General features: G+C 33.3%; 19 protein-coding genes. 12 read left to right on the top strand and 7 right to left on the bottom strand.

The features are described from left to right. Nucleotides 1-10: 10 nt before the first annotated feature. The 8 genes from trxA (at nt 11) to HS848_RS03005 (ending at nt 8,216) form a co-directional block, all read left to right on the top strand. Nucleotides 11-325, top strand: coding sequence for a thioredoxin (gene trxA, locus HS848_RS02970; RefSeq protein WP_011276093.1), 315 nt, complete (start codon nt 11-13; stop codon nt 323-325). A gap of 97 nt (nt 326-422) precedes the next feature. Next, nucleotides 423-2,207, top strand: coding sequence for an excinuclease ABC subunit UvrC (gene uvrC, locus HS848_RS02975; RefSeq protein WP_107506792.1), 1,785 nt, complete (start codon nt 423-425; stop codon nt 2,205-2,207). Nucleotides 2,208-2,631: 424 nt separating this feature from the next. After that, complete coding sequence (locus HS848_RS02980; protein ID WP_198611204.1) at nt 2,632-3,246, top strand: succinate dehydrogenase cytochrome b558 subunit; 615 nt, start codon at nt 2,632-2,634, stop codon at nt 3,244-3,246. Between the two features lie 254 nt (nt 3,247-3,500). After that, nucleotides 3,501-5,267: a succinate dehydrogenase flavoprotein subunit gene (gene sdhA, locus HS848_RS02985; protein WP_107506790.1), complete on the top strand. Its 1,767-nt coding sequence runs from the start codon at nt 3,501-3,503 to the stop codon at nt 5,265-5,267. Next, nucleotides 5,267-6,139 carry a succinate dehydrogenase iron-sulfur subunit gene (sdhB, locus tag HS848_RS02990; RefSeq protein WP_198611205.1) on the top strand — a complete coding sequence of 291 codons (873 nt, stop codon included), beginning with the start codon at nt 5,267-5,269 and terminating at the stop codon, nt 6,137-6,139. The genes sdhA and sdhB overlap by 1 nt, the downstream gene beginning before the upstream one ends. Nucleotides 6,140-6,306: 167 nt before the next feature. Further along, nucleotides 6,307-7,104: a glutamate racemase gene (racE, locus tag HS848_RS02995; RefSeq protein ID WP_198611206.1), complete on the top strand. Its 798-nt coding sequence runs from the start codon at nt 6,307-6,309 to the stop codon at nt 7,102-7,104. Between the two features lie 21 nt (nt 7,105-7,125). Then, nucleotides 7,126-7,710 (top strand): XTP/dITP diphosphatase, encoded by a 585-nt coding sequence (locus HS848_RS03000; protein WP_198611207.1) that lies wholly within the window; start codon nt 7,126-7,128, stop codon nt 7,708-7,710. Continuing rightward, a complete protein-coding gene (locus tag HS848_RS03005; protein ID WP_198611208.1) occupies nt 7,707-8,216 on the top strand; it encodes a YfcE family phosphodiesterase in 510 nt (169 codons plus the stop codon). Before HS848_RS03000 ends, HS848_RS03005 begins: the two co-directional genes overlap by 4 nt. Before the next feature lie 602 nt (nt 8,217-8,818). Here the strand turns inward: HS848_RS03005 and HS848_RS03010 are convergent. The 5 genes from HS848_RS03010 to HS848_RS03030 all read right to left on the bottom strand — a co-directional run bounded on the left by HS848_RS03010 (nt 8,819) and on the right by HS848_RS03030 (nt 12,326). Then, nucleotides 8,819-9,844: a tyrosine-type recombinase/integrase gene (locus HS848_RS03010; RefSeq protein ID WP_107635397.1), complete on the bottom strand. Its 1,026-nt coding sequence runs from the start codon at nt 9,842-9,844 to the stop codon at nt 8,819-8,821. Nucleotides 9,845-9,907: 63 nt separating this feature from the next. After that, complete coding sequence (gene dcm / locus HS848_RS03015; protein ID WP_107635398.1) at nt 9,908-10,876, bottom strand: DNA cytosine methyltransferase; 969 nt, start codon at nt 10,874-10,876, stop codon at nt 9,908-9,910. A 62-nt stretch (nt 10,877-10,938) separates the two neighbouring features. Then, on the bottom strand, nt 10,939-11,469 hold the full coding sequence (locus HS848_RS03020; RefSeq protein WP_075339968.1) for a Bsp6I family type II restriction endonuclease: 531 nt from the start codon (nt 11,467-11,469) through the stop codon (nt 10,939-10,941). Nucleotides 11,470-11,513: 44 nt separating this feature from the next. Then, a complete protein-coding gene (locus tag HS848_RS03025; RefSeq protein WP_198611209.1) occupies nt 11,514-11,978 on the bottom strand; it encodes an ImmA/IrrE family metallo-endopeptidase in 465 nt (154 codons plus the stop codon). A gap of 12 nt (nt 11,979-11,990) precedes the next feature. Beyond that, entirely contained in the window at nt 11,991-12,326 is a 336-nt protein-coding gene (locus HS848_RS03030; RefSeq protein WP_198611210.1) for a helix-turn-helix domain-containing protein, read from the bottom strand. 161 nt (nt 12,327-12,487) lie between these two features. On the opposite strand from HS848_RS03030, the gene HS848_RS03035 reads away from it, so the two are divergent. Together HS848_RS03035 and HS848_RS03040 are read left to right on the top strand one after the other, a co-directional pair. Further along, nucleotides 12,488-12,700, top strand: a complete 213-nt coding sequence (locus HS848_RS03035; protein ID WP_198611211.1) for a helix-turn-helix transcriptional regulator — start codon at nt 12,488-12,490, stop codon at nt 12,698-12,700. Nucleotides 12,701-12,725: 25 nt separating this feature from the next. Beyond that, on the top strand, nt 12,726-12,887 hold the full coding sequence (locus HS848_RS03040; RefSeq protein ID WP_198611212.1) for a hypothetical protein: 162 nt from the start codon (nt 12,726-12,728) through the stop codon (nt 12,885-12,887). Here the strand turns inward: HS848_RS03040 and HS848_RS03045 are convergent. After that, nucleotides 12,880-13,116 (bottom strand): hypothetical protein, encoded by a 237-nt coding sequence (locus HS848_RS03045; protein WP_107635403.1) that lies wholly within the window; start codon nt 13,114-13,116, stop codon nt 12,880-12,882. The genes HS848_RS03040 and HS848_RS03045 overlap by 8 nt on opposite strands. Before the next feature lie 64 nt (nt 13,117-13,180). Here HS848_RS03045 and HS848_RS12670 point away from each other — a divergent pair, with 64 nt between their 5' ends. Then, nucleotides 13,181-13,984, top strand: coding sequence for a BRO-N domain-containing protein (locus tag HS848_RS12670; protein WP_232806058.1), 804 nt, complete (start codon nt 13,181-13,183; stop codon nt 13,982-13,984). 303 nt (nt 13,985-14,287) lie between these two features. Here the strand turns inward: HS848_RS12670 and HS848_RS03055 are convergent, their stop codons facing one another. After that, nucleotides 14,288-14,503: a hypothetical protein gene (locus tag HS848_RS03055; protein ID WP_198611213.1), complete on the bottom strand. Its 216-nt coding sequence runs from the start codon at nt 14,501-14,503 to the stop codon at nt 14,288-14,290. A gap of 82 nt (nt 14,504-14,585) precedes the next feature. On the opposite strand from HS848_RS03055, the gene HS848_RS03060 reads away from it, so the two are divergent. After that, a complete protein-coding gene (locus tag HS848_RS03060; RefSeq protein ID WP_107635405.1) occupies nt 14,586-14,792 on the top strand; it encodes a hypothetical protein in 207 nt (68 codons plus the stop codon). Nucleotides 14,793-14,798: the final 6 nt, after the last annotated feature.

Consider the following 14,798-nt stretch of genomic DNA (forward strand, 5'->3'; position numbering starts at 1 on the left):
ATTGGCATTTATGGCAATCGTAAAAGTAACGGATTCAAACTTTGATGAAAACATTCAATCAGGCGTTAAATTAGTAGACTTTTGGGCAACTTGGTGTGGACCTTGTAAAATGATCGCGCCAGTATTAGAAGAATTAGCTGGAGACTATGATGGTAAAGCTGATATCTTAAAATTAGATGTTGATGAAAATCCATCAACAGCTGCTAAATTTGAAGTAATGAGTATTCCAACTTTAATCGTCTTTAAAGATGGAGAACCAGTTGATAAAGTAGTAGGTTTCCAACCTAAAGAAAACTTAGCTGAAGTATTAGATAAACATCTATAAGAATGAAAAGAACTAAATTGAGACTGGGGCATTACATTAAATGTAATCGCTCCGTCTTTTTTATGTGTGACTAAAAGATAAAGAAGGGAGGACAACAATGGCAGATTATAAAGAGAAGATTAAAGACAAATTGAGCGTCGTTCCTTTCGAGCCAGGATGTTATTTAATGAAAGACCGTAACGATCAAATTATTTACGTTGGTAAAGCTAAACGTTTACGCAATAGATTACGTTCTTACTTTACTGGTGCACATGACGCTAAAACGACTCGACTCGTAAGTGAAATCCGTAATTTTGAATATATCGTAACTTCCAGTGAAACAGAGTCGTTATTATTAGAATTAAATCTGATTAAGCAATACCAACCTCGTTACAATATCTTATTAAAAGATGATAAAAGCTATCCATTTATAAAAATCACTAAAGAAAAACATCCAAAACTTATCGTAACCCGTACTGTAAAAAAAGGGACTGGCAAATATTTTGGACCTTATCCCAATGCATATTCGGCGCAAGAAACTAAAAAGCTACTGGACCGTATTTACCCGTTTAGAAAATGTGATACTATGCCAGATAAATTATGCCTTTATTATCATATCGGGCAATGCATGGGCCCATGTGTTTATGACGTAGATCAACAGAAATATGCGCAAATGACACGTGAAATTAGTGATTTTCTAAATGGAGAAGATAAAACCATTTTGAAAAATTTAGAAGATCGTATGATGGATGCCAGTGAAAAGTTAGATTTTGAACGTGCTAAAGAATATAGAGATTTGATTCAACATATTCATAATTTAACTAAAAAGCAAAAAATTATGTCCTCTGATAATACAATAAGAGATGTCTTTGGCTATAGTGTGTCAAAAGGCTGGATGTGTATTCAAGTCTTCTTTATACGTCAAGGTAATATGATTCAACGTGATGCGACAATGATTCCATTACAACAAACTGAAGAAGAAGAGTTTTATACATTTATAGGTCAGTTTTATAGTTTAAATCAACATATTTTACCTAAAGAAGTGCATATTCCTAAAAATTTAGATAAAGAGATGATTAATTCAGTTGTAGATACTAAAATTGTCCAACCTGCGCGTGGAACTAAAAAAGAAATGATTGATTTAGCTAATCATAACGCTGAAGTGGCACTTGAAAATAAATTTGAACTTATTGCTAGAGATGAGTCACGTACGGTAAAAGCTATTGAAGAACTGGGAGAAAGAATGGGCATTCAAACACCTATACGCATAGAAGCCTTCGATAACTCTAATATTCAAGGTGTAGATCCAGTTTCGGCAATGGTAACATTTGTTGACGGTAAACCTGATAAAAAAGGGTATCGTAAATATAAAATTAAAACTGTAGATGGACCAGATGATTACAAATCAATGCGCGAAGTTGTGCGTAGACGTTATACACGTGTGTTAAATGAAGGCCTTCCATTACCAGATCTTATCATTGTAGATGGTGGTAAAGGTCATATGAGCGGCGTTCTAGATGTTCTTGAAAATGAGCTAGGCCTGGATATTCCAGTGGCGGGGCTAAGAAAAAACGACAAACACCAAACCTCCGAATTATTATATGGAGCGAACGCAGAAGTAGTTCCTATGAAAAAAAATAGCCAAGCCTTTTACTTACTACACAGAATTCAAGACGAAGTCCATCGTTTTGCGATTACCTTCCATCGACAAACACGTCAAAAGACTGGTTTACAATCAGTATTAGATACGGTGGATGGTATAGGAAGTAAACGTAAGACTAAATTATTAAGAACATTCGGTTCAATTAAAAAAATGAAAGAAGCTAGCGTCAAAGATTTACAAGGTGCTGGTCTTCCTGAAAAGGTCGCTAAGAACTTGCAAGAAGCATTGAATAATAGCTAAATTAAAAAAAGGGGTATGAGAATTATTCTCATACCCCAAAAATATATAAAAAATGTTACAATATAGTTAACAAAAAGCTTATTTTTTTAAGAAAGTATGAAAGCGTTTTCTAATTGAGAAACATTATCATTTCGGTGTTTTAAGGTATTTGATTTTAAAATTAAAATCTTAATTAAAATTTCAACTCCGAGAATCATTTACTTTTTTAAGCCGTACTCGTGAACATAGCTAATTTAACACATTATGAAGTCAAGATATGAACTGTTACATGTCTATCTCAACTTCAAATTTGTTTTATTACTACGTTTATAACGAGTATTAAATAAAATAGTAAATATTTTGACTGATAATTGTTGTTTCAATTGATAAAGACTTTCTTAGGGAAAAGCTATTTAAATTAATAGTTTTACAGGGGGGACTCCTTTTGGCAAAGTCTAAAAACGAATTTTATCTTAGACGAATTCACTCGTTACTAGGTATTATTCCAATTGGTGCATTCTTAATCGTTCACTTAATGGTGAATCATCAAGCAACACAAGGGGCAGAAGCTTTTAATAAAGCATCTACTTTCATGGAATCATTACCATTTTTAATTGCAGTTGAATTAATCTTGATTTACATTCCAATTTTATATCATGGTTTATACGGTATACACATAGCATTTACAGCAAAAGAGAATATTGGACACTATTCATTATTTAGAAACTGGATGTTCGCTTTACAAAGATTAACTGGTATTATCACATTTGTTTTTGTATTCGTACATTTATGGCAAACACATTTACAAAAAGTATTCTTTGGTAAAGAAATCAATTATGAATTAATGCATGAAACATTACAAAACCCAATATGGGTTGTAATTTATATTATTTGTATTATTGCAGTAGTGTTCCATTTCTCAAATGGTCTTTGGTCATTCTTAGTAACATGGGGTATTTTACAATCTAAGAAATCACAACGTGTATTTACATGGGTATCATTAGCAGTATTCTTAGTTCTTTCATACATCGGTGTTACTGCAATCTTAGCATTTACGTAAATATTGTATTGATGCATTCAAATACAATCCAACCTTAACTCATGGATTAGCGAAACATTAACTTGAAAACTGTAGTTAAACAATTGAATGACTATTTAGACATTCTAAATATAAAGTTTATTCAAAATAGCTATATGTCTAATTAATTATCTGAAAATTCCATCCGTCTTAATATTAACGCGATGATAGATAATGATGAGGCATATAGTATCTACAGTTAGGTCTTAGATATATTTTAGGGGAGTGACAATTTTATGGCAGAGAAAAAAATTATTGTTGTCGGTGGAGGACTTGCCGGTCTAATGTCAACAATTAAAGCTGCAGAACAAGGTGCGCATGTAGATTTATTCTCAATCGTACCTGTTAAACGTTCGCACTCTGTATGTGCCCAAGGTGGTATTAACGGTGCGGTAAATACTAAAGGTGAAGGGGATTCACCTTGGATTCATTTTGATGACACAGTTTATGGTGGGGACTTCTTAGCGAACCAACCACCTGTAAAAGCGATGACTGAAGCTGCACCATCAATTATCCATTTATTAGACCGTATGGGCGTTATGTTTAGTAGAACTAAAGAAGGTTTACTAGACTTTAGACGTTTTGGTGGTACATTGTACAACAGAACAGCATTCGCAGGAGCTACAACTGGACAACAACTATTATATGCACTTGATGAACAAGTTCGTTCATTCGAAGTTGACGGCTTAGTTACTAAATATGAAGGTTGGGAATTCCTAGGCATAGTTAAAGATGATGAAAATGCCGCAAGAGGTATTGTTGCTCAAAATATGACGACGTCTGAAATTAAATCATTTGGTTCAGATGCTGTAATTATGGCAACAGGTGGCCCTGGTATTATCTTCGGTAAAACAACGAACTCTATGATTAATACAGGTTCAGCAGCCTCAATCGTTTATCAACAAGGCGCTAAATATGCAAATGGTGAATTTATTCAAATCCATCCAACAGCTATACCAGGTGACGATAAACTCCGATTAATGAGTGAATCGGCTCGTGGTGAAGGTGGACGTATTTGGACTTATAAAGATGGTAAACCTTGGTATTTCTTAGAAGAAAAATATCCTGACTACGGTAACTTAGTTCCACGTGACATTGCAACACGTGAAATCTTCGACGTATGTATTAACCAAAAATTAGGTATTAACGGTGAAAACATGGTCTACCTTGATTTATCTCATAAAGATCCACATGAATTAGACGTTAAATTAGGTGGTATCATTGAAATTTATGAAAAATTCACAGGCGACGACCCACGTAAAGTACCAATGAAGATCTTCCCAGCCGTGCATTATTCAATGGGTGGTTTATACGTTGACTATGATCAAATGACAAATATTAAAGGCTTATTTGCAGCTGGAGAATGTGACTTCTCTCAACATGGTGGTAACCGTTTAGGTGCTAACTCATTATTATCTGCTATTTATGGTGGTACAGTGGCTGGACCTAATGCGATTAAATATATTGAAAATGTTGAAACAACATACACTGACTTAGATGAAAGTCTATATCAAAAACGTGTAGATGAAGAACAAGAACGCTTCGACAAACTTTTAAATATGCGTGGTACTGAAAATGCTTATAAACTTCACCGAGAATTAGGTGAAATTATGACAGCTAATGTAACAGTAGTACGTGAAAATGATAAATTACTCGAAACTGATAAGAAAATTGTTGAATTAATGAAACGTTACCAAGACATTGATATGGAAGATACGCAAACTTGGAGTAACCAAGCAGTATTCTTCACTCGTCAGTTATGGAACATGTTAGTTTTAGCACGAGTAATTACAATTGGGGCATACAACCGTAACGAATCACGTGGTGCCCACTACAAACCAGAATTCCCAGACCGTAACGATGAAGAATGGTTAAAAACAACATTAGCTGAGTATCAAGGTAAAGAAGAAGCACCTAAATTTACTTACGAACCAGTTGATGTAAGTTTAATACCACCACGTAAACGTGACTATACAAGTAAGTCTAAAGGAGGTAAAAAATAATGGCTGACACTCAATCAGTAAAAGACACTCCAGAAGAACTACGTAATAATGAATCTCAAAGCACACAAGATAATCAAGATAATCAAAATAACCAAGAACAACAAAAAGATAAACCAAAAACAATTAAATTAATCATTAAACGACAAGACAACCAAGACTCTAAACCTTATGAAGAATCATTCGAAATTCCTTACAAAGAGAATATGAATGTGATTGCTTGTTTAATGGAAATTAGACGTAACCCTGTAAATAGTAAAGGTGAAAAAACAACGCCTATTACATGGGATATGAACTGTTTAGAAGAAGTTTGTGGTGCTTGTTCAATGGTTATTAACGGCCGTGCTAGACAATCATGTTCAGCAATTGTCGACCAATTAGAACAACCTATACGTCTAGAACCAATGAATACGTTCCCAGTTATTCGTGACTTACAAGTTGACCGTACTAGAATGTTCGATAACTTAAAACGTATGAAAGCCTGGATTCCAATCGATGGTACGTATGACTTAGGACCAGGACCTCGTATGCCAGAGAAAAAACGTCAAACCGCTTACGAATTATCTAAATGTATGACTTGCGGTGTATGCTTAGAAGTTTGTCCGAACGTTACTCAAAACAATAAATTCGTTGGTGCGCAAGCTATCTCACAAGTACGTCTTTTCGACTTACACCCAACAGGTGCAATGACGAAAGATGAACGTTTAGATGCTTTAATGGGTAGTGGTGGTTTACAAGAGTGTGGTAACTCTCAAAACTGTGTAAATGCTTGTCCTAAAGGTATTCCTTTAACAACTTCAATTGCAGCTTTAAATAGAGAAACTACATTCCATATGTTTAAATCATTCTTTGGTTCAGACCATAAAGTAGATTAAGATACGCAATTAAAGAAGTATTGATATAACATTAAAGGGTTGAGACATTTTCAGAGAATGTCTTAGCCCTTTTAGTTTTAGTTTTAAAAGTGTGTAATCACATTAGTCAAACTCATTTAGCGACTATGGTAAAATAAAATGACTATATAGTATAAGGATGAATTTAAATGAATAAACCAATAGGCGTTATAGATTCAGGCGTAGGAGGTTTGACGGTTGCTAAAGAGATTATGCGCCAACTTCCCAATGAAACGATTTATTATTTAGGAGATATAGCAAGATGCCCTTATGGCCCTAGATCGGGAGAAGAGGTTAAAGAATTCACTACACAAATAGCGAATAAACTTATGTTATTTGATATAAAAATGTTAGTTATCGCATGTAATACTGCGACTGCAGTTGCGTTAGAACACTTGCAGAAATTATTACCCATTCCAGTCATAGGTGTCATTGAACCTGGCGCAAGAACTGCTATTATGACCACTAAAAATCAAAATGTTTTAATATTAGGCACAGAAGGTACGATTAAATCAGAAGCGTACCGTCATCATATTAAACGCATCAATCCAAACGTCAATGTTTATGGAGTAGCTTGTCCTGGCTTTGTACCTTTAGTTGAACAAATGCGCTATGATGATCCCACAATCACAAGTATTGTGATTCATCAAACGTTGAAACAATGGCGTAATACGGATGCTGACACGATTATATTAGGATGTACGCACTATCCACTTCTCTATAAACCTATTAATGATTATTTCGGAGGAGAAAAGAAAGTGATTTCTTCCGGACTTGAAACGGCACGTGAGGTCAGTGCTTTATTAACATTTAGTAATGAACATGCTAGCTATACGCGCCATCCTCATCATCGTTTCTTTGCGACAGGAGATACGGTACATATTAAAAATATCATCGCACAATGGTTGAAATTAGAAGTTGAAGTTGAACGAATAGAAGTTAATTAATGGAAACAAGGAGAGAGTACTATGGCAGATATTATTATTGCATCGAACAACAAAGGTAAAATAAATGATTTCAAGTCGATTTTTCCAAACGATAATGTAATTGGAATTTCCGAAGTGATTCAAGATTTTGATGTCGAAGAAACTGGTACTACTTTTGAGGAAAATGCACGATTAAAATCAGAGGCAGCGGCTAAAGCATTAAATAAACGTGTGATTGCCGATGATAGTGGGCTAGAAGTCTTCGCATTAAATGGTGAACCTGGCGTTTATTCTGCACGCTATGCAGGCTTAGATAAAAATGATGAAGATAATATTGATAAATTACTTGAGAATCTGGGAGAAGAAATGAATAGAGACGCACAATTTGTATGTGTGATTAGTATGAGTGCACCTGGTGAACCAACACGTACATTTAAAGGCACTGTTCCAGGGGTAATAACAACTGAAAGACAAGGCGATCATGGTTTTGGTTATGATCCAATCTTCTATCTTCCTGAAAAGGGTAAAACCATGGCAGAGCTTACAACAGAAGAAAAAGGCGAAATTAGTCATCGAGGTAATGCAATTAAGAAATTAAATGCGTATTTGGAGAGTGAGCAGTCATGACAAAATGGCTTATTGTAAGTGACAATCATACTGAAGCGGGCATTTTATACCACCTTTATGAACAACATAAAGATGCCGATGTGCTATTACATTTAGGTGATTCAGAGTTTGAATATAACGATACAGAACTAAGTCTTTATTCGCGTGTGAAAGGCAATTGTGACTTTTATCCAGAATTCCCAAATGAAGAAGTTACTGAAATTAAAGGGGTTAAAGCTTTTTATACACATGGTCACTTATATCAAGTCAATCAGACTCGTATGAGATTAGCAGAAAAAGCTCAATCTTTAGGATGTCAGTTGGCATTTTACGGTCACACCCACGTAGCTAAATATGAAAATTTAGGAGACGTGCATGTGATCAATCCAGGTAGTATTTCCCAATCAAGAAGTTCAGTTGAAGAAACATTTGCTGAATTATTAATTGATGATGATAGCAAACATGCTACGTTAAATTTTAGAAATCGAGATAATAGTATTATCGATACAGTAGAGTTTGATATTTAGTAAGCGTAAGAGTTAGATGGTGAAGAGTCGGGCGTAGCATAATTTATTAGAAAAGAATAAACAACTTACCCCTTTATTTGCTTTTTCGACTATTATAACAATACGTTTTAAGAGAGGCGTTAAAAATGAATATATATTTATTTACAGTACTATTAATATTGATTTTATTACTTCCTGAATTCATTCGTTTAGCAAGAATATTATACTTGAAGCATTTAGGAATAAAATATATTGGTAATGGGAAGTATGAAGAAATTAAAGGTAAAAAATATAAATGGTATGAATGGTTGAGATAACATGAGTAAATATAAAATACTTAAATTAAATAAAAGAGACATAACACGCTACAAATTTTTATTAAGTACGTATTAATACTCTAAACCGTGTCGATTTCGATACGGTTATTTTTGTGTATACGTGTCAAACACGTGTCCTAATAGTTCTACTTTCTTCTGTTTAGTTCCAAAATAAAATAACCGAAACGCACTATATCAAGGCGTTTCGGTTATTTTTAACGTTTTACTAACGTCCTGGGAGGGATACTATAAGCCTTATAATGACGGGTTTCATGGGCTTTTGGGTCCCTGACGGGTCCCTAAAAATTACATAGCACTAATTATTTGCACTGCTTTCTCATCTTCTTCTTTATACTTTTCTTCCAACAAATGGGAATAAACATCGGTGGTAACTGATATATTTTTATGACCTAATCGTTTAGAAATATAATATATTGATACACCTTTAGCTAACAAATATGAGCAATGTGTATGTCGCAACGCATGAGAAGTTATTTGTTTTATACCTAAACTGCTACAATATGCTTTCAATCTTTTATTCACTGCATTATTTGTTAATTCTCCAAATATAGAACCGTCTAGCGTTCTAGGTAAGAGTTCGACGGACTTAATAATATGCTGCATGTCATTTCTGCTAATGGATATATAGCGAGGAGACGAATCAGTTTTATGTTCATCGATATATAACTCATTTTTAATTTGGTTGATATATTCATGTTTCAAATTCAAAGCGCCACTAATTCTACAACCAGTACAAATCATAATAAATAAAACTAGAGATGAAGCATTACTTTTAGTTTTGAGGTGTTGTTTTAACTTCTCATAATCTGTTAAATTAATAAACTTACTATCTTCACTTTTATGAGGGTTAGTAGCACGATAACTTACTTTAAAAGTGGGGTTTTTAGCAATTAGTCCCTCATAAACCGCATCATCTAAAGAGGTTCTAATATACCCATTTAGTTTTCTAATAGTTTCTTTAGAATGATTTTTCGAAAAATCGTTGATAAAGTTTTGGTAATGGTATCTTGTTAAATCTTTTAATGACTTTTGACCAATGCTATGATCATTAATATGTTCAATTGCAGAAAGATAAGATTTATATGTTTTAGGAGTGACTGTTGATTGTTTAAAAGTTTCACACCAAGTTTTAAAATACTCATATAAAGTTAGATTAGGTTCGTACTCGATACCTTGCTTCAACTCATTTAACTTATCTAATCCGGCAGAATTAGCCTCACGTTTAGTTCTAAAACCTTTCTTTCGATACCTTTTCCCCTCGTATTTAAATTCATATTGCCACTTTTTACCGTCATAACATCGTGTTTGCATGCTATCCCTCCTCAAAAAAGGTAAAAAAATAATAAGGGTACGTGGGAGTACCCCAGATATATTTTATACACATACTTCATTATTTACTGATTTATATATATTTTGTGCAATTCTATTTACTACAGGTACAACAACGGAATTACCTGCTTGTTTATATAAATGTGAATTAGCTAAATCCGGTAATTTGAATGTTTCAGGGAAACCTTGTAATACAAAACATTCTCTAGGTGTGAATTTTCTTATGCCGTGTTTTGAAAGTATTAGGGGAACGTTATGTCCTCCAGTACCCATATTTGCTGTTAATGTTGGAGATACATTACTTTTATTTTCTCTCACATATTTCCTTCTCCATTGATATATAGTATCGCTTTTCACAATAGATTCTTTAAGCAAGTTATAGAACTTATATTTATCTTCAGTGTAATAAAAATTATCATCAACTTTTTTAGAGAAATCTATCACATCTGTTATCCCTTGCTTTAAGTTTATAGGTTTTGGAAAATCGAAATTTTTATATTGTTCGATGTCTTTAAATCCAACTATATAAATTCTTTCTCTATTTTGAGGAATATTCCCGTAATCTTTTGCATTTAACACTTGGTACTTAATGTGATAACCATTTGTTTCTAAAGCTTCTCTTATAACTTTAAAAGTATTACCTTTATCATGACCAACTAAGTTTTTAACATTTTCTAGAAATACTATTTGTGGTTGTTTTTCTACTATAACTTTAAGTGTTTCAAAAAATAAATCTCCAGACGTTTCATCTTCAAACCCTTTTCTATAGCCAGCAATAGAAAAAGAAGTGCAGGGGAAACCTGATAACAAGACGTCAAAATCGGGTAAGTTTTTTGCATTTATCTCTCTAATGTCACATTGAATTAACTCATTATCAAAATTCAATCTATATGTTTCTGAAGCTTTTGTATCAATTTCATTAGCTATAATAGTTTCAAATTTTCCAGTTTGTTCAAACGCTAAGTCGATACCTCCAACTCCAGCAAACAGTGAGCATACCTTTAATTTATTCATTACTTACATTCCTTTCGCAGCTCGCCGCAAATAAAGGGGTAAGAGGGTACCTTCTCACCTCTTTATTTTAGACGTATAACTTTTTCTTTTCTTAAATCAATTTTTGCTATAGGTTGTACATTGTTCTCATTAATAATTTGTTTAATAATAGAAAAACGTGGTCTTCTACCTTGATTTTGTTGATCTCCTAATGTCTGCTTCTTACTTACCTGTACTGATTTTAATTTTTCTGAATTATATTCAGTATCATAAATATAAAGCTCATCGTCTCTTTGATATAATCTCAAAAAGTATAATCGATCAAATTCTTCATTTGGTGAAAAAGATGAGGTATCTCTGTCGAAATTCGAAGTAGCTTTACACTCTATAACTCTATCGTTAATTTCATCATACGCATCTCCACCAGTACCACGATTCAACTTGTAATCTAAAGCATAGCATAATAATGATTCAGATATTATTTCCGGGAAATTTATACCTCTTGTATGTGAATTTTTGATTAATCCATTCAGTTCTTTCCATAAAAAGTATGCCTTTACCATATCACTAAAACGTGATTTATCAATTTTAACATAGTCATGTAATGTTGCCATAATACGGTACCCTCATATTAATAATACTATACAAAAAGAATATATTAAATAATTTCTTTATATTCAAACACTCGCAATGGCTCAAACTGAATAACGTATTTACCGTACCGAGTAGGATGTCCATATTTTTGTTTATAATGTCCTAATATCTCTATTATGTACTTTTCACTTAACTGAACATATTGTGCTAATTCATATAAGTTACTTACACCGTAATTGTGTGCCTCCACAATGATACGTAAAGGTAGTGCTGCCTCGTATCCGTGACGTCTTGCATAGTTTTCAAACTTGCGATTAATCCATTTTGACTGGTCTAATATGTTGCCATATGTAAGTTTATGATGTGCAAGTTCTTCGTATAAGACTTCGGCTTTGCGTGTTTCAGATAGATTTTTATCAATAAGTATAACACTGTTATCATAAAAACCTTCAAAATCCCCTTTTAAAGCAATTCCATCATCAATAGGAATATGCTTATTTTTAATAACTAAATCTTCATACAATGACACAAAAATCTCCCCTTAATTATTACGATGCGCTTTTCTTATTAATTCGGCGTACTTTCTAATTTCTGCTAATTCTTCTTCTGTAAAGTCACCGTCCAAGTGTGCGGCAAGTGTATCTTGTTGCATTTCTTTATCTTGGTCTTGTGTAAGTCGTGACATTGGAACGTTGAAATATTCAGCTATTTCTTCTATTTTACCTATTCTTGGATATTTATTTCCTTTAATCCAATGAGTTACAGAAGCCGGAGATATATTTAGTTCTATTGCAAGTTGTTTTTGGTCTATCCCTTTTTTGTCTAATAACGATAATAGGTTTTCTGAAAAAATTTCTCTCGCTGATTTTTGCACCATTTTTGTCCTCATTTCATTTTTTAATATTACTAAGTAATATTAATTTACCATAAGTTAAAAAGTTTCACAACAAGTAAATTAACTTTGAGTAAATTTTTTTAGTGAAAGTTATTGACAATTAACTTAAAGTAAAATAGAATTTGGTTATCGGAGGTGATGAAATGACAAAACTAACAATCAAAGCCTTACGTGTTAACAACGATATGAACCAACAAGATGTGGCTGACATTTTAGGCGTTAGTAAGCCTACAGTTATTAAGTGGGAAAAAGGAGAAGTTGAGCCAAAAGGTTTAGTTATTTATGCGTTAGCAAAGCTTTACAATGTCGAAATCGAAGATATAGATATTCGACAAAAATTTTTGAAAGTCGATTAACTTTAAGTTAAAAGGAGGAAAACAAATGCAAGATTTAAAAAAGATTCATGAAATAGCAGTAAAAATCATCGAACTAGCAGAAAAAGAAAAATGGAGCGAAGAGGAATTGCTAACGACAATAGACCTCTTACATCTCCAAAATAAAAATACATTGTCTTTAACTGTTAATGGTAAAAAAATTATTTAGGATTTTTTGTATTCATATCAACATCAAAAGTTAAAGGATTTTCATCAACCAAAATTAATCGGTGACTTGAACGTATATCAATATTATTGCCGTCAACTTGGATTGTTACGACCAAACCATTTTCGTAAGCTAATCGAACACCTTTGCTGCCATCTACAAATTCACATGGTGTTTCTTCAAACTTACCGGCATTTCTAACATTGATACTAAAGTTATAGTTAGCTTTCAATCTTATCACCACCCACCATCGCAGTAGCGATAACTAAATTATACACGAAAGGAGCATAAACAATATGCAAGATTTACAAATTTTTAATTTCGAAGAATTACCAGTAAGAAAAATGGAGGTAGATGAAGAACCATACTTTTTAGGTAAAGATGTAGCAGAAATATTAGGTTACTCAAATAGTCGCGACGCATTAGCAAAGCATGTAGATAGTGAAGATAAGCTAACGTCGCAAGTTGCGACGGCAGGTCAAAATAGAAATATGATATTCATCAACGAAAGTGGGTTATACAGTTTAATCTTTGACGCAGCAAAACAAAGTAGAAACGAAAGTATTAGAAAGAAAGCTAAACGTTTTAAACGTTGGGTTACCGACGACGTTTTACCACAACTGAGACGTACAGGAACTTACTCAGCTAATCCAACAATTCAAGAATTAGCAAACAATCCAGAGTTAGTAAAAATGTTAGTTGAACAAATAGCTAGATTGAACGATTCAACTACAAACCAAAGTGAAGATTTAGCTTACTTAAAACAAGCAGTAACAGGTGAATATGTGACACCGCAAGATATTGACGCTATTAAATATGCGATTACAAGTAAAGCAGAAAAGTTTGTTGATGGATTAGGCGTACAACTATCACTTGAAGATGTAATGGTCGGAGATATTTACGAAATGGCTAGAGAAAACAAACGTCAAGAACAACAAAAGAATTACCACATCGGTAAAGCTAAAAGTAGATTACTCGTATTGACTAAAAAACATCTAGGCATGAAAGGTAACGCACCAAACAACCACATCAAACGTAAAGACGTAGATTTAGCAATCCAATTTATCAAAGATGTTAGACCATCGGCAATTGAAATATAGAACCACAAACAACTTAATATAACCACGCTTATCAACACCTACATTGAGCGTATAAGAGCGAGAGTGCGCGACGATATGAGCCACGCCATAATACATGTAAGGTCATTGCGACGACTGTACGTTGAATGTAGGTGTTGATAGAAAACATTTATTAATAGGAGGATGCTCAAATGCAATTATTCAAAAGTTACGAAATAAAAATAGCCCTTTTAATTACAAGTGGGTTTGTAATCAAAAGAGCATATGACTTACTAAAGTACAAAATCTTACAACTAGAAACTAGAGTTACTAAACTAGAATATCCTATTCAAAAGTAACGTAATCACCATCAATAGTAACTCTATACAAATTCATTACAGCTTCATTTTCGATTTCTTCAGCAGTCATTACGTATTCTTTAACATCGATAGTAACTTTAGGACTGCGAACGGTATCGTCAGTAAAAGCTGATTGAAGTAATTGGTCTAAATCTTCCCAAGTTTTGTACTTGAAGAAATGACCAGGTTTTTGACTCAACATATAAATCACCTCCTTATAAGGAGTATAGCAGAAAATTTATGAACAAATTCTACAATCGAACAACCAAATTAAGGAGGATAATATGGAAAACAAATTTGCAGACTTACCAGATAAAATCACTAAACTTATCGAACAGAAAATCGACGAGGTTGCAGCTGAGTGTGAAACGTATGAAGAAGTGAGAATCAAGCTAATTAAAGACCCAAGTATATTCAGTGTTTCTACAGGTTACAAGCTCATTGAAAAACACATAATCAGACGCGCTTTATCACAAAAAATAGAGCGCTAGAAAGCA

The sequence above is a fragment of the Staphylococcus caledonicus genome (assembly GCF_016238465.1).
Lineage (GTDB): Bacteria > Bacillota > Bacilli > Staphylococcales > Staphylococcaceae > Staphylococcus > Staphylococcus caledonicus.